Below are 14,867 nucleotides of genomic sequence, written 5' to 3'. Positions count from 1 at the left end.
AAGGAGAGGAAATAATGAGACTTTTAGGCATAGATCTTGGAAGTAGAGAAGTTAAGATTGTCTTAATGGAAGATAACATAATAGTTAAAAAGAAAAAAGTAAGTACTATGAAATTCTATAGAGATTATTGTAGTTTTCATGGAAAGGTAGTAGTAGATTTAGCAAAGCTTAACATAGAAAAAATAGATAAAGCTATATCAACAGGTTATGGGAAAAATAATACGGACTTAAAACTTTTCACACCCATAAATGAGATAAAAGCTCATGTTTATGGGGCAATTTATCAAAGTGCCTTAAAAGATTTTATACTTTTAGATGTAGGTGGTCAGGATGTTAAAGTTGTTAAGGTAGAAAAAGGACTTGCTACAGATTTGGAACTTAACGAAAAATGCGCTGCTTCCTGTGGTAGATATTTAGAAAATATGGCAAATGTACTTGAAATATCTTTAGATGAAATGAGCAAGTATTCAGAAAATCCTGTAGATTTGAACTCAACCTGTGCAGTGTTTTCAGAGTCAGAATTAATTGGAAAAATAGCAGAGGGAATACATATAGAAAGATTATGTGCTGGAGTTAATTATTCTTTATATAAAAGATTACAGCCTCTTTTAAGTAAATTTAGAGCAGAAAAATTGATTTTAACTGGTGGTGTTGCTAATAATCAATCTATAAAGAAATATTTAAACAAGGATTATGAAGAGATAGTGTCTATAGAAGATCCTCAATTTAATGGAGCCATTGGATGCTGTTATTATGGTAATAAATTTTTAAAGTAAATAGGAGGACTAATATGTATATTTTGAAGGTAGAGCATAGTTTTGATAGTGCTCATTTTTTAGCTAATTATAAAGGTAAATGTGGTAATATTCATGGACATAGATGGAAAGTTGAAATTCAGGTTCAATCAGAATCCCTAGTAGAAGGTGGGCAATTGGATGGAATGGTAATAGATTTTGGGGACCTAAAAAAAGATATTATATCCATGGTAGATTATTATGACCATGCATTAATAATAGAAAATAATACTATGAGGGAGAAATCATTAAATTCATTAAAAGAAGATGGATTTCGAATAATAGAAGTTGATTTTAGACCAACAGCAGAAAATTTTGCAGTATTTTTTTATAAAACTATAAAAGATATGGGATATGATGTAAAAAAAGTCACTGTATATGAAACTCCTAATAATAGTGCTACTTATGAGAAAAGCGGGGTTAAGTAAGATGAATTTCAAAGTTGTGGAAAAATTTTTAAGTATAAATGGAGAAGGAAGAAAATGTGGACAATTAGCTATATTTATAAGATTTGCAGGATGTAATTTAAACTGTAGCTATTGCGATACACTTTGGGCAAATGAGAAAAATGTAGTCTATGAATTAATGAGTGTTGAGGATATATATGATTATATTGAATTAAAAGAGATAAAAAATATAACTTTAACAGGTGGAGAACCTCTTTTGCAGGAAGGAATAATAGAATTGTTAGAAGTACTTTCTAAAGATAAAGAACTCCAGGTAGAGATAGAAACTAATGGAAGTATATTATTAAATAAATTTTCAAATATAAAAAGTGCACCAAGCTTTACTATGGATTATAAATTGCCTTCAAGTAATATGGAAAATAAAATGGTATTAGATAATTTTAAATATCTAACTAATAAAGATACAGTAAAATTTGTATCAGGTAGTGTGGAAGATCTAGAAAGAGCTAAAGAAATAATAAATACATATAATCTAGCAAATAGAACTAATGTATATATAAGTCCCGTGTTTGGAAAAATTAATTTAGATGATATGGTGGAATTTATGATAAATAACAAAATGAATGGAGTGAACTTACAAGTACAGCTTCATAAGATTATATGGGATCCTAATAAGAGAGGAGTGTAGCATATGGAAATTGATGTTAAAGCAATTGAAGCGCATATAACAGGAATATTAAAAGCCTTAGGAGATAACCCTGATAGACAAGGATTAAAAGATACACCAAAACGTGTGGCTAAAATGTATGAAGAAATATTTAAGGGTATGTGTTATACCAATTATGAAATTGCAGAGATGTTTAATGTGACTTTTGAAGATGACTTATCTATAGATAAAAGTCAAGATGATATGGTTTTTATGAAGGATATAGAAATATTTAGCCACTGTGAACATCATTTAGCTCTTATGTACAACATGAAAGTAGCTATAGCATATATACCTAATGGAAAGATTATAGGGTTAAGTAAGATTGCAAGAGTAGCTGATATGATAGGACGTAGATTACAACTTCAAGAGAGAATTGGGAGCGATATAGCAGAAGTATTACAAAAAATAACTAATTCAGAAGATGTAGCTGTTATTATAGAAGGGGAACATGGATGTATGACCACTAGAGGAATAAAAAAACCAGGAACTAAAACTATATCAACTACGTTGAGAGGTAGATTTAATACGGATCCAATTATAAGCAATAAACTAATGATGCTATATACTAAATAAAGATATTATTAGTTTAAAATATAAAATTATTAACATGAATATTTGAAAAAGAATATTTTATACCTAAATCATAAACTTTAATATATTAATTAATATTAAAAAAATGGTTGTGATAAGGAAAGTACCCTTAAATTATAAAACAAAAGGATGTGTAAATGAATGAATAAAGAAAAAGCAATAGTAGTATTTAGCGGTGGACAAGATAGTACAACTTGTTTATTTTGGGCAAAGGAAAAATATAAAGAAGTTATAGCAGTATCATTTGATTATAATCAAAAGCATAAGTTAGAACTTAGCTGTGCAAAGGATATATGCAAAAGATATCATATAGAACATCATATTTTAGATCTTAATTTATTAAATCAATTAGCATCTAATTCTTTAACTAGGCAGGATATAAATGTGGATAAAAGTGCACCTGATAAAGGAGTTCCTAATTCCTTTGTAGATGGAAGAAATCTATTATTTTTAAGCTTTGTTGCAGTGTTTGCAAAACAAAAAGGAATAAATACTATTATAACAGGAGTATCACAAAGTGACTTTAGTGGATATCCAGATTGTAGAGATATTTTTATAAAATCTTTAAATGTTACTCTAAACTTAGCTATGGATTATGAATTTGAAATACTTACACCACTTATGTGGATCGATAAAGCAGAAACTTGGAAAATGGCCTATGATCTAGGAGTGCTTGATATTGTTAAAAATGAAACTTTAACATGTTATAATGGAATAAAAGCAGATGGTTGTGGGGAATGCCCATCTTGCAAATTAAGAAGAAAAGGATATGAAGACTTTGAAAAAAAATTCATGAATTAGATTTAATATAGAACAATGCCTTTTATAGTACATGTTTAGTTTTCAAAAGCTTTTCCGATAATCTATTATTAATGAGATAGATATTAGGAGGACTATATTATGATAAATATTTTTAGTAAAAAAGATAGTAAAAATGAAACTATTGAACAAGATGTTTTTGTTAAGGACAAGCGTGAAGTTGAAACTAGCAATACTATAGAATTTCTAAAAGAAATGACTACACAAATAGAAGGTATAATACAGCAGCATAATAAGGTTAATAGTGAACATGAGGTGCTAGAAAAATTAGCAAAGCAGATTGAAGAACACATGGTAACAGTATCAGATTTAACCGACAGGGCTAATAAATCAACGGACAAACTTTTTAATCAAGGTGAAAGTTTATTGGAAGTTACAAAGGATACTGTTAATAAGTCTTTAGAGGGTAGAAAATCAATAGAAGGAATGGTTAAAGTAATTGAAAATCTTGATATAGAAACCAAAAATACATATGAAAATATTAATGCTTTGGGTAAAAAGTTAAAAGAAATTGGAGAAATAGCTCAATTAATAAGCGGTATAGCCTCAAAAACGAATCTTCTCGCTCTTAATGCTGCTATAGAAGCCGCTCGTGCAGGAGAGAAAGGTAAAGGATTTGCCGTAGTTGCTGATGAAGTTAGAAAATTGGCAGAGATGACCGGTGAAAGTAGTAGTAATATAACTAACTTAATTAATGGAATAGATTCGCAGACTAAAAATGTTTTGAAAAGTGTAGAAAAAAGCACAGTGGTAGTTACAGATGGAGTAGAATCTTCTAAAGGAGCTCTTGAAAAAATAGAACAAGTTTTAAATTCATTTAATATAGTTGAAGATGATACTGATAAGTTAATTAAAATAATTAATACTCAAAAGAAGGATATAGTTAATATTTTTAATGGAATAAACGAAGTAGATAACATTCTTACTGAAACAAATATTCAAATTGTAAAACATATAGATGAGGCTCACAAAGTAGATAAAAAACTAGAAAAAAGTGTATATAATATAGCCCAATATATGAAATAGAATTAAAAAATATATAGTTCGCAAATAAAACTTAATATAATATAATATAATGTAATATTGTATTAAATTTTATAAATATAGTATAAAATTTAATAAGTGGGTAATAAAAATATTTATAAAGGAGAGAGTAAAATGTGGACACGAGAATTGATTAAGAATAAGGCTAAAAAAGTATTAAAGATTAATTATTGGAATGCTTTTTTAGTAAGTTTGGTTATAGCTATCGTAACATCAAATAATTATATTAATAAAAAAATAGATGGAAATCACATGTCTATTATTTATGATAGAATGCCTGTAGAAGTTATAAGCTGGACTAATAAACTTTTAATATTTTTAGGATCTATAGCAATAATAATTATGATTTTAAGAGTCTTAGTGGGGTATATGCTTGAAGTAGGAGGAAGAAAGTTTTTTATAAAGGCAGCAGAAGGTAAAAACAATAAGGGGTATCTTGGATATTGTTTTAAAAAAGATAGGTATTTTGGTGTATTGCTAACAATGTTACTAAGAACTATTTTTATTACTTTATGGACTTTATTGCTAATAATACCAGGAATAATAAAAACTTATGCATATAGTATGGTACCATATATATTAGCAGATAACCCATCTATTGGAGCGGAAAGGGCTATACAATTAAGCAATGAAATGACAAGAGGAGAAAAATGGAATATATTTGTGCTAGATCTTTCATTCTTAGGATGGTATGTATTAGGAGCCTTAGCTTTAGGTATAGGTGTATTATTTGTTAATCCATATGCTTATGCTACACACGCAGAATTATATTTAATTCTTAGAAAAAAAGCTATAGAAAGTGGAAAAACATCTTATGAAGAATTAAATCTTTTAGACAATAACATAAAGTATACTAATATATAAGAATTTAAAAACTAAGTCAAATGTGGCTTAGTTTTTTTATATTAACTTATGAATAATAATAAAACTATATTTAATGTATAAAAAGTTAATAATAAATAAAACCATTAAATTTACAATAATATGATATAATAATATTAAAATTTAGAAACTTTTAGTGAAGAAATATTTGTTAGATTTTAATTTTACTTAACATAAAATAAAATGTTTACTGTTTTTTGGACTGGTTATTTTTCAGAAACTCAAAATGGTGGAACAAAGATAGTTTTTATAGAAAATATATTTATAAAAAATCCCATTATTGAGATTTATCTTATTTTTTTATGGATTTAAAAAAAATGCAAAGCGCATATATACTAGATTTAAAAAGGAATTTAGGAGAACAGTTGTAATAAAAGGAGATTTAAATAATGTTAACAGAAAAAGACAGACATAGTATAGATATTGCAAGATTATATTATCAATCGGAATATAGTCAACATGAAATTGCAAAGCTACTTAATATTTCTAGACCCACAGTATCAAAACTTTTAAAATATGCTAAGGAAAAAGGTTATGTTACTATTGAAATTAATGATCCAATGGATGCATCCGATGATTTAGCAATAGCTTTAAAAAATAAGTATAATTTAGAGGATGTTATGATTGCTTATTGCCCATTAAATAATAGTGATGAAATAAAAAATCATATAGGTCGTATAGCAGCTGAGTACTTGTATAATATTGTTAAGGATGGGGATATTATTGGAATAAGTTGGGGAACAACCATGTATGCTGTAGCTACCCAGCTAATAGAAAAAAAATCAAAGGGTGTTCAAATCGTACAACTTAAAGGAGGATTAAGTCATACTCGTAGTAATACATATGCTTCAGAGATAAATGAATTATTTACAAAGGCATTTCATGCTGAGGGGAGAGCTTTACCATTACCTGTTATATTTGATACACCACAACTAAAAGAAATTACAGAAAAAGATAGTCATATAAATAAGATAATACGAATGGGAAAAGAAGCTAATATTGCTGTTTTTTCTACAGGTACCATTGAAGATGATTCTTTATTATTTAAATTAGGTTATTTTAATGAAGAAGAAAAAAAGCGTATTCAAGATCATGCTGTAGGGGATATATGTTCACGATTTATTGATAAGAATGGTAATATATGTGATGATAAAATAAATAGTAGAACAGTAGGAATAAATTTAGAGGAATTAAAGAAAAAAGAAAGAAGTATTCTAGCTGCTGGTGGAGAAAGAAAGCTTAATTCATTACATGTAGCATTGAGGTTCAAAATAGCCAATATTTTAATAACAGATCAATTTACAGCTAAATTATTACTTGAAAAATAAAACATATGATTTTATAATAATAAACTCCTTCATAATAAATGATTTATGAAGGAGTTTTATGCTTAGAAAGATAATTATTATAAAAATGTATTAAGTATTAAATATGTATAAGATATATTAAAACATATTAACGTAAATGTAAAGGATAAGATAACATAAGTGATCAGAACAAAAGTAAATAATTGTATTTACTTTTGTTCTCATAAGTGTTATTATGAAAATGTAAACAAATTCAATAAATAATTAATATAGGAATAAAAATTATTCATAAAATGAGAGGGGTTATAAATTATGAAATTATCTAAGTATATCGATCATACATTATTAAAACCACAAGCAACAGAAAAAGATATATTGAAACTTATTGAGGAAGCTAAAACTTATGATTTCGCATCAGTTTGTGTAAATCCTTCATGGGTTAAAATTGCACATGAAAAATTAGCTGATACAGATGTTAAGGTTTGTACTGTTGTAGGTTTCCCACTTGGAGCTACTTCAATGGAATCAAAGGTGTATGAAACAAAAGTTGCCATTGAACATGGAGCAGATGAAATAGATATGGTTATTTCAGTTGGGCAACTTAAGTCGGGAAATGATACATATGCAAAAGAAGAAATTAAAAAAGTTGTAGAAGCATCTAAAAATAAATTAGTTAAAGTAATAATTGAAACATGCTTATTAACAGATGAGGAAAAGATAAAAGCTTGTACTTTGGCTAAAGAAGCAGGTGCAGATTATGTAAAAACTTCAACTGGATTCTCAACTGGAGGAGCAACACCAGAGGATATTAAATTAATGAGAGAAACAGTAGGTAAAGACATGGGAGTTAAAGCTTCTGGTGGAATCCATACTAAAGAAGAAATGAATGCTATGATAGAAAATGGAGCTACAAGAATTGGTGCAAGTTGTGGAGTTCAACTTGTAAAATAATTATTATATTAAAAAATATCCTATGGTAATATAAATAAAACGTCAATGTTTCAATATATTTTATTGTCTTTACTATTTAATCTATAGATAACGGCTGTTAGTCTAAATTATATATTGAAAGGAAGTACTTAAAATGGATATTGCAGTTATTGGTTCAAACATGGTAGACTTAATAAGTTATATAGATAGAATGCCTAAAGAAGGTGAAACTTTAGAAGCACTAGATTTTAAAATGGGATGTGGAGGAAAAGGCTCAAATCAAGCTGTTGCAGCTGCAAGATTAGAATCAAATGTTATGATGGTAAGCAAAGTTGGGGATGATTTGTTTGGGGAAAATACTATTAAAAATTTTAAAAATAATGGTATAAATACAGAGTTTGTTACTATTGAAAAAAACAAACCTAGTGGAGTTGCTCCCATTTTTGTAGATAAAGAATCTAAAAATAGTATTTTAATTATTAAAGGTGCAAATAAAAGCTTATGCCCCAAAGATATAGATAATGCAAGTGAAAAACTAAAAAAGTGCTCATTAATTATTTTGCAATTGGAGATTGAATTAGAAACTGTTTATTATGCTATAGATTTTGCAAATAAAAATAATATTCCTATTTTGTTAAATCCAGCACCTGCTACAAAAGAGCTTGATTTCAGTTATGTTTGTAAATGTGATTTTTTTGTGCCAAATGAAACAGAATTAGAGATTTTAACTAATAAACATGTAACTACATTAGATGAAATAAAAGAAGCGGCATACTTTATAGCAAATAAAGGAGTTAAGAATGTAATTGTTACAATGGGAAGCAAGGGCTTATTCTGGATAAACAAACATGAAGAACAGTTTATAAATTCTAAACAGGTTAATGCTGTAGATACTACTGGTGCTGGAGATGCATTTATTGGATGCTTTGCACATTACTACGTAGCTACAAAGAATATATTATTAGCTCTTGAAAAAGCAACTGTCTATGCTGCTCTTAGTGTTACAAAATATGGTACTCAAAGTTCTTATCCAACTAAGGAACAGTTTGAAAAGTTTTTAAAATAGTATTTACATTTTAAACATATATTATTGAATTTATAATATAAAAGATTACTTTGAAATAGGAATTATTTTGAAGTAATCTTTTTTTGTATTTTAAATATAATACTTTTCCTTAATTAAAATAAAAAATGGCTTGGAATATATAAATGTCTATTTTGTTAGAAAAAATTCAATATTTTGCATAAGAAAAAATTATAGAACATGCATAACATATAAAAAAAACTTATAGTTAAACTATCTATTATAAAATTTTATAATTGGACATATATGCTATAAGAAAATAAAATAAAGTTATATGGTAGAAAGAGAGGAGGAAAAGTTATAAAAAGTATATTTAAAAGTGCTACTGGAAAGATTGCACTAATTATTATGATAGTTTGTCTTTACTTTTTTATTACACCAATTAGAGTTAATGTAAACCAAGCTGTATTTATATTAAAAAATGTAGATGTTGATTTAGTTAGAGGATACATACTAGGCTATGGCATATGGGCTCCAATAGTATCGTTTTTATTAATGGTACTTCAATCCATAGTGGCTCCACTTCCAGCATTTATAATTACTTTTGCTAATGCAGGAATATTTGGATGGGTAAAAGGAGCAATATTATCTTGGGCAAGTGCAATGGTAGGAGCAGCATTATGCTTTTATATTGCTAAATTTTTAGGAAGAGATGTGGTGGAAAAGCTTACATCTAAAACAGCACTAAAAAAGATAGATGGTTTTTTTGATAAATACGGAAAATATGCAGTTTTAATAGCTAGGCTATTACCGTTTATATCTTTTGATATAGTAAGCTATGCGGCAGGATTAACATCTATGGGGTTCTTAGAATTTTTTATAGCTACAGGAATTGGACAACTTCCTGCAACTATTATTTATTCTTATATAGGCAGTATGTTAACAGGTACAGCAAAAACATTTGTTATGGGATTATTGATATTATTTGCATTAACAGCACTAATAGGGTTATTTAAACAAATATGGAATGATAAAAACATAGCAAAAACAAAGGAGGAAAAAATTTGAAAAGAAAATTTATAAAAAGATTTTCTGTTATATTGTTGGTTTTAACCTTTATATTTACTTTAACAGCTTGTTCAAGTAAAGAAGAAGTTAAAGTAGATAAAAATGCAAAAGAAATAGATTTAAAAGCTTATAAAAATAATGATTTTTTAATAACAGCTCAACAAGTACATAAGCTTCAAGGTAGTAAAGATTTAGTAATTTTAGATTGTAATAAACCAGATCTATATGCTAAAGAACATATTGATGGAGCTATAAGTGTAGGTTTACATTCTTTTTCAGATAAGGTTGGAAAACCTGGAGATCCAGATTGGGGAACTATCAAGAAAAAAGAAGATTTAAAGAAAGCTTTAGAAAGTTTGGGAATTGACAATAAAAAAACTGTAGTGTTTTATTCAAATGTATTTAAAGGACCTGGAGCTGACGGTAGAGCAGTTTGGCAATTAAGAATGGCTGGATTAAAAAATGTTAAGCTTATGGTTGGTGGACTTACATATTGGAAAAAGCTTGGTTATGAAGTTAATAATAAGCCAGTAAAACCAACACCTACTTCAGGTGTTGTATTAAAAGATTATGATTTAACCAATTCTACAAATAAGGAGTATGTCTATAATAACTTAAGTAAAGAAGTTATTTTGGATGTAAGAACTGAAGGAGAATATAAAGGGTCACAGAAGGCTGGAGAACCAAGAGGAGGGCATATAAAGGGAGCAAAAAATTTAGTATGGACAGATATACTGAATAAAGATGGTACTCCAAAATCTCCAGAGGACATAAAGAAAATAATGGCTTCTGTAGGTGTAAAGCCAGAAGATGAATTTGTAGTTTACTGAACTATGGGTATAAGATCTGGATATGCATCTATGATTCTCAAAGCAGTTGGTTTTGAAAAAGTAAAAAATTATGAAGGTTCAATTTATGAATGGGGCGGAGATTCAAAAATGCCTATGGTAAAATAATTTATAAATTCAATAAAAACAGTTAGCCTTAGTATAAGGTTAGCTGTTTTTTGTCATTTTTTATAAATGAAGAAAATAATCATTTATATAGATATAACAGTAAAATATGAATTGCTAATTAATCGAAATAAAAGTATAAGATTGCATATGTATGTGTAATTGTAAAGCAGTTAGTTTTAAAAAAATAAAAAACTATATTGACATTAATAAAAGAAAATGATAATATATTTTTAATTTATTACTTTATCGCATTAAACTTATAAATTATTAAAGTAAAGGAGCGTAAAATGGAGAAGTGGAATGAATTTATACCAGAGGGTATGAAAGATATTTTATTTGAAGAGAGCAATGTGAAATTATATATAGAACATGAATTAAGAAAAGCTTATAAATATAGCGGATTTTCTCAAATAATATCTCCTACACTAGAATTTTATGATGTATTTGATTATAACATTCAAAGTATACCTCAAGAAGAAATGTATAAACTTTTTGATAGTTTAGGAAGAATTCTTGTTTTGAGACCAGATATGACTACTCCAATAGGAAGAATTGCAGGAACTAAAATAAAAAATTATACATATCCACTTAAACTTTCTTATACAGCAAATATATTTAGAGTTAATGAAAAATTCAATGGAAAGTTAGGAGAAATAACTCAATCAGGAATTGAGATAATAGGAACTAAAGGAATAAAATCTGATGTGGATAGTATAGTTACGGCTATAAATTCTCTTTTAAGCTTAGGACTTAAAAATTTTAAAATAGATTTAGGTGATGCTGGATTGTTTGATGCTTTAGTAGAAAATATGAAAATACAAGAGGATAATTTAAAAAATTAAAGAAATAATAAAAACAAAAATTATATAGCTCTTAAAAAGTTTTTATATGAAATAAGTTCAAAGCATTCGAATAATGATTTTAAACTTATAGAAAATCTTCCTAAATTATTTGGTGATATTGAGATAATAGAAAAGGCTAAAACCTTAACAAAAAATAAAAAAGCTTTAGAATCTTTAGACAATATATATAAAATATATAAACTCATAGAAAATATAGGGTTTGAATCATATATATCCATTGATCTTGGAATGGTACAAAACATGGATTATTATACAGGAATTATATTTAAAGCCTATGTAGAAGAATTAGGAGACTCTGTATTAAGTGGAGGAAGATATGATAATTTAATTTAACATTTTGGAGTAGAACTACCTGCTACAGGATTTGCTATTAATGTAGATGATGTAATAGTTGCTTTAAAGAAACAAAATGTAATACCTATAGATGAATATAAGAAGGTTTTAATATTTTACAAAGAGGCGTTTTTAAGAAAGGCATATGATTTTATGGAAAAGTTAAAAAAGAAAAAAATTATATGTGAATTAAGTCTCTTAGATGATGATAAAAAGATTTTTACATATTCACAGAATAAAGGTCTTGATTTTATTATAGGGTTTACAGGAGAAGAAAAACTATTTGTTAAGGATTTAAAATCAGATAAAATAGTTTTTCTACATAAAGATGAAGTAGAGGATTTATTAATTTTGTAATTAGTAAGGGGATAGGTGATTACATTGAAAAAAGTAAAAATAGCGTTAACCAAAGGCAGACTTGAAAAGAAAGCTATTGAAATATTCAAGGCTATTAATATTAATACTAGAGAATTAGAGGATAAAGGAAGAAAACTTATTTTTAATTGTGAAAATGAAAAATATAGTATAGAGTTTTTTTTAGTTAAAGCTAAAGATGTAGAAACCTATGTAGAATATGGTACTGCAGATATAGGCATTGTAGGAAAAGACACTTTAATGGAAACAAATAAGGAGTTTTATGAAGTTTTAGATCTGAATATTGGAAAGTGTAAATTTGCTTTAGCTACATTACCTAATTTTAATTTATACAAAGGATGTAATAAGAAAAAAATAGCAACTAAATATCCGAATGTAACAAGAGAATATTTTAGAAAAAAAGGACTAGATGTAGAATTAATTAAAATAGAAGGTTCTGTAGAATTAGCACCTATTGTGGGACTTGCAGATGCAATAGTGGATATTGTAGAAACAGGAAACACCTTAAGAGAAAATGGGTTAGTAGTTCTGGAGTATATATGTGAAATAAGTGCAAGAATGATAGTAAATAAAGCTAGTATGAAAATGAAAAAGAATGCTATTACAAAAATAATTGAGAATATAAGTGAAGTAATAAAACAATAGAAAATAGAAAGGGGGGTGTATTTAGTGACAGGGTATAATTTTTATATGCTTTATCACTAAAGTTAAAAATGATAAATATAGTTAATATAAGTGAGAATAATAAAAAACAATGTATGAATAATTTGAAAAGTAGGTCAAAGGAGGTCCAAAGGGATGTAACTGTTTGTGTAAAAAAAATACTAGAGGATATAAATGAAAATAGAGATGAAGCAGTAATAAAATATACTAATAGATTTGATAGTGAAAAAATAAATTTAAAAAATATTAAAGTTACCCAAGAGGAGATAGAAAAAGCTTATGTATTAGTTAATGAAAAATTCATAGAGGCTATAAAAATAGCTAAAGAAAATATATGGTTTTATCATGAAAAGCAAAAACAACGATCTTGGATGGTAACAAAGGAAGATGGAATAATCTTGGGTCAGCAAATTAGAGCTCTAGAGAATGTAGGTATATACGTTCCAGGAGGGACAGCTGCTTATCCTTCATCAGTATTAATGAATACCATTCCAGCTAAAGTAGCAGGAGTAGAAAAAATAGTTATGATAACTCCTCCATGTAAGGATGGAAGTATTAATCCTAATATTTTAGTAGCTGCTAATATTGCAGGGATTGATGAAATATACAAAGTTGGAGGAGCACAAGGAATAGGAGCTTTAGCTTATGGCACAGAAACTATACCAAAGGTAGATAAAATAGTAGGTCCAGGGAATATATATGTGGCTATGGCAAAAAGAAATGTTTATGGTCTTGTAGATATAGATATGATAGCAGGACCTAGTGAAATTTTAATTATAGCAGATGAAAGTTCTGATCCTAAATTTATAGCAGCTGATTTTATGTCTCAGGCTGAGCATGATGTATTAGCATCCTCAATTTTAGTTACTACATCTGAAAAATTAGCACAAAAGGTAATAAGGGAATTAAATATACAAATAAAAAATCTTTCGAGGAAAGAAATAATATATACATCCATTAAAGATTATGGGGCTATTTTTGTAGTAGATAATTTAGAGGAGGCCATAGAACTTTCTAATGATATATCACCAGAACATTTAGAGATTATGACAGATGAACCCTTTACTGTTTTAGGACAAATCAAAAATGCAGGTTCTGTATTCTTAGGTAAATATGCTCCAGAACCATTAGGTGATTATATGGCAGGACCAAATCATGTATTACCTACTAATGGCAGTGCAAGATTTTTTTCACCTCTTTCGGTAGATGATTATATTAAAAAATCAAGCTTTACATATTACACTAAAAAAGCATTGGAAAAAGTAAAGAATGCTACTATAACCATAGCTGAAACAGAAGGATTAACAGCTCATGCAAATTCCATAAGAGTAAGATTTCATAATAAAAATTTCTAAGTTAATATTTAATACTAAAAGATTAACAAAATAGAGGTTGTTATATAAATAGTAGTTTAATATTTTACATATAAAATATTAAAGGCTACAACTGCTAAATAAAATTCAGTAACCTTTAAAAAAGGAGGGAATGCTATGAAAGAAAACATAGCTAAGATTTATAGAAAAACTTTAGAAACAGAAGTGAAGTCAGAATTTAATTTATATGGAGAAGGAAAATACCATATAAAAACAGGTATAGGTTTTTTTGACCATATGCTAAATCTTATGGCAAGACATGGACTTATTGATGTGAAAATAGAGGCAAAAGGTGATTTACAGGTAGATCCTCATCATACAGTGGAAGATGTAGGTATAGTTTTAGGAAAGAGTTTTAAAGAAGCTTTAGGAGATAAAAAAGGTATTAAAAGATATGGAAGTAGTACTGTTCCTATGGATGAAGCTTTAGCTAGTGTATATATAGATATAAGTGGAAGACCATATGTAGTTTGTGATTTTAACTTTACTATAGATAAATTAGGGGAAATGGATACGGAATTGGTAGAAGAATTTTTAAGAGCATTAGCTTTTAATGCTGGAATAACGCTACATGCTAGGGTACTATATGGAAAAAATAATCATCATATGATAGAAGCAGTTTTTAAAGCATTAGGTAGAGCACTTAGAGAAGCTGTGGATAAAGATGATAGAATAAATGGGGTTATGTCTACTAAAGGTACACTATAGAAATAATAATTATTTTACTAT

The 14,867-nt window shown here is 27.6% G+C and carries 17 protein-coding genes and 2 pseudogenes; all 19 read left to right on the top strand.

Annotated elements, in window-relative coordinates; genetic code table 11:
- Window positions 1–14 precede the first annotated feature (14 nt).
- The gene (locus NGI68_RS01065; RefSeq protein WP_251859629.1) at window positions 15–776 is read left to right on the top strand and encodes an acyl-CoA dehydratase activase; all 762 of its coding nucleotides are present in this window, start codon (window positions 15–17) and stop codon (window positions 774–776) included.
- Window positions 777–790: 14 nt separating this feature from the next.
- Window positions 791–1,222 (top strand): 6-carboxytetrahydropterin synthase QueD, encoded by a 432-nt coding sequence (queD, locus tag NGI68_RS01060; protein WP_251859628.1) that lies wholly within the window; start codon window positions 791–793, stop codon window positions 1,220–1,222.
- Window position 1,223: 1 nt separating this feature from the next.
- The gene (gene queE, locus NGI68_RS01055; RefSeq protein ID WP_251859627.1) at window positions 1,224–1,889 is read left to right on the top strand and encodes a putative 7-carboxy-7-deazaguanine synthase QueE; all 666 of its coding nucleotides are present in this window, start codon (window positions 1,224–1,226) and stop codon (window positions 1,887–1,889) included.
- A 3-nt stretch (window positions 1,890–1,892) separates the two neighbouring features.
- Window positions 1,893–2,483 (top strand): GTP cyclohydrolase I FolE, encoded by a 591-nt coding sequence (gene folE, locus NGI68_RS01050; RefSeq protein WP_251859626.1) that lies wholly within the window; start codon window positions 1,893–1,895, stop codon window positions 2,481–2,483.
- A 159-nt stretch (window positions 2,484–2,642) separates the two neighbouring features.
- A complete protein-coding gene (gene queC / locus NGI68_RS01045; protein WP_251859625.1) occupies window positions 2,643–3,302 on the top strand; it encodes a 7-cyano-7-deazaguanine synthase QueC in 660 nt (219 codons plus the stop codon).
- A 99-nt stretch (window positions 3,303–3,401) separates the two neighbouring features.
- Entirely contained in the window at window positions 3,402–4,346 is a 945-nt protein-coding gene (locus NGI68_RS01040; protein ID WP_251859624.1) for a methyl-accepting chemotaxis protein, read from the top strand.
- A 132-nt stretch (window positions 4,347–4,478) separates the two neighbouring features.
- On the top strand, window positions 4,479–5,228 hold the full coding sequence (locus tag NGI68_RS01035) for a DUF975 family protein (protein ID WP_251859623.1): 750 nt from the start codon (window positions 4,479–4,481) through the stop codon (window positions 5,226–5,228).
- 195 nt (window positions 5,229–5,423) lie between these two features.
- Window positions 5,424–5,617 (top strand): annotated as a pseudogene (locus NGI68_RS17020) (hypothetical protein); the annotation flags it as partial.
- A gap of 18 nt (window positions 5,618–5,635) precedes the next feature.
- Window positions 5,636–6,574 (top strand): DNA-binding transcriptional repressor DeoR, encoded by a 939-nt coding sequence (gene deoR, locus NGI68_RS01030; protein ID WP_251859622.1) that lies wholly within the window; start codon window positions 5,636–5,638, stop codon window positions 6,572–6,574.
- A gap of 291 nt (window positions 6,575–6,865) precedes the next feature.
- The gene (deoC, locus tag NGI68_RS01025) at window positions 6,866–7,504 is read left to right on the top strand and encodes a deoxyribose-phosphate aldolase (RefSeq protein ID WP_251859621.1); all 639 of its coding nucleotides are present in this window, start codon (window positions 6,866–6,868) and stop codon (window positions 7,502–7,504) included.
- A 133-nt stretch (window positions 7,505–7,637) separates the two neighbouring features.
- Window positions 7,638–8,549, top strand: a complete 912-nt coding sequence (gene rbsK, locus NGI68_RS01020) for a ribokinase (protein WP_251859620.1) — start codon at window positions 7,638–7,640, stop codon at window positions 8,547–8,549.
- Window positions 8,550–8,915: 366 nt separating this feature from the next.
- Window positions 8,916–9,575 carry a TVP38/TMEM64 family protein gene (locus tag NGI68_RS01015; RefSeq protein ID WP_251859619.1) on the top strand — a complete coding sequence of 220 codons (660 nt, stop codon included), beginning with the start codon at window positions 8,916–8,918 and terminating at the stop codon, window positions 9,573–9,575.
- The gene (locus tag NGI68_RS01010; RefSeq protein WP_251859618.1) at window positions 9,572–10,405 is read left to right on the top strand and encodes a sulfurtransferase; all 834 of its coding nucleotides are present in this window, start codon (window positions 9,572–9,574) and stop codon (window positions 10,403–10,405) included. The genes NGI68_RS01015 and NGI68_RS01010 overlap by 4 nt, the downstream gene beginning before the upstream one ends.
- 3 nt (window positions 10,406–10,408) lie before the next feature.
- Complete coding sequence (locus tag NGI68_RS01005) at window positions 10,409–10,531, top strand: rhodanese-like domain-containing protein (protein WP_251859617.1); 123 nt, start codon at window positions 10,409–10,411, stop codon at window positions 10,529–10,531.
- Between the two features lie 287 nt (window positions 10,532–10,818).
- A pseudogene (locus NGI68_RS01000) lies at window positions 10,819–11,727 on the top strand (ATP phosphoribosyltransferase regulatory subunit).
- Between the two features lie 153 nt (window positions 11,728–11,880).
- Window positions 11,881–12,084: a hypothetical protein gene (locus NGI68_RS17200; RefSeq protein WP_502799368.1), complete on the top strand. Its 204-nt coding sequence runs from the start codon at window positions 11,881–11,883 to the stop codon at window positions 12,082–12,084.
- A gap of 24 nt (window positions 12,085–12,108) precedes the next feature.
- A complete protein-coding gene (gene hisG / locus NGI68_RS00995) occupies window positions 12,109–12,747 on the top strand; it encodes an ATP phosphoribosyltransferase (RefSeq protein WP_251859616.1) in 639 nt (212 codons plus the stop codon).
- A gap of 68 nt (window positions 12,748–12,815) precedes the next feature.
- On the top strand, window positions 12,816–14,120 hold the full coding sequence (hisD, locus tag NGI68_RS00990; protein WP_251859615.1) for a histidinol dehydrogenase: 1,305 nt from the start codon (window positions 12,816–12,818) through the stop codon (window positions 14,118–14,120).
- Window positions 14,121–14,255: 135 nt separating this feature from the next.
- Window positions 14,256–14,846 (top strand): imidazoleglycerol-phosphate dehydratase HisB, encoded by a 591-nt coding sequence (hisB, locus tag NGI68_RS00985; RefSeq protein ID WP_251859614.1) that lies wholly within the window; start codon window positions 14,256–14,258, stop codon window positions 14,844–14,846.
- The last annotated feature ends 21 nt before the right edge of the window (window positions 14,847–14,867 follow it).

The sequence above is a fragment of the Clostridium sp. Marseille-Q2269 genome, assembly GCF_943736985.1.
Lineage (GTDB): Bacteria > Bacillota > Clostridia > Clostridiales > Clostridiaceae > Clostridium_F.
Note: the sequence above shows the minus strand (reverse complement) of the source record. Positions and strands in the feature narration are given on the sequence as shown.

Excerpts from the sequence above, each read along its gene's own strand:
- rbsK (WP_251859620.1), top strand. The coding sequence starts at position 7,638 with ATGGATATTGCAGTTATTGGTTCAAACATGGTAGACTTAATAAGTTAT.
- queE (WP_251859627.1), top strand. The coding sequence starts at position 1,224 with ATGAATTTCAAAGTTGTGGAAAAATTTTTAAGTATAAATGGAGAAGGA.
- queC (WP_251859625.1), top strand. The coding sequence starts at position 2,643 with ATGAATAAAGAAAAAGCAATAGTAGTATTTAGCGGTGGACAAGATAGT.
- queD (WP_251859628.1), top strand. The coding sequence starts at position 791 with ATGTATATTTTGAAGGTAGAGCATAGTTTTGATAGTGCTCATTTTTTA.
- NGI68_RS17200 (WP_502799368.1), top strand. The coding sequence starts at position 11,881 with ATGGAAAAGTTAAAAAAGAAAAAAATTATATGTGAATTAAGTCTCTTA.
- hisB (WP_251859614.1), top strand. The coding sequence starts at position 14,256 with ATGAAAGAAAACATAGCTAAGATTTATAGAAAAACTTTAGAAACAGAA.
- NGI68_RS01005 (WP_251859617.1), top strand. The coding sequence starts at position 10,409 with ATGGGTATAAGATCTGGATATGCATCTATGATTCTCAAAGCAGTTGGT.
- deoR (WP_251859622.1), top strand. The coding sequence starts at position 5,636 with ATGTTAACAGAAAAAGACAGACATAGTATAGATATTGCAAGATTATAT.
- NGI68_RS01015 (WP_251859619.1), top strand. The coding sequence starts at position 8,916 with ATGATAGTTTGTCTTTACTTTTTTATTACACCAATTAGAGTTAATGTA.
- folE (WP_251859626.1), top strand. The coding sequence starts at position 1,893 with ATGGAAATTGATGTTAAAGCAATTGAAGCGCATATAACAGGAATATTA.
- NGI68_RS01065 (WP_251859629.1), top strand. The coding sequence starts at position 15 with ATGAGACTTTTAGGCATAGATCTTGGAAGTAGAGAAGTTAAGATTGTC.
- hisD (WP_251859615.1), top strand. The coding sequence starts at position 12,816 with ATGATAAATATAGTTAATATAAGTGAGAATAATAAAAAACAATGTATG.
- NGI68_RS01040 (WP_251859624.1), top strand. The coding sequence starts at position 3,402 with ATGATAAATATTTTTAGTAAAAAAGATAGTAAAAATGAAACTATTGAA.
- deoC (WP_251859621.1), top strand. The coding sequence starts at position 6,866 with ATGAAATTATCTAAGTATATCGATCATACATTATTAAAACCACAAGCA.
- NGI68_RS01035 (WP_251859623.1), top strand. The coding sequence starts at position 4,479 with ATGTGGACACGAGAATTGATTAAGAATAAGGCTAAAAAAGTATTAAAG.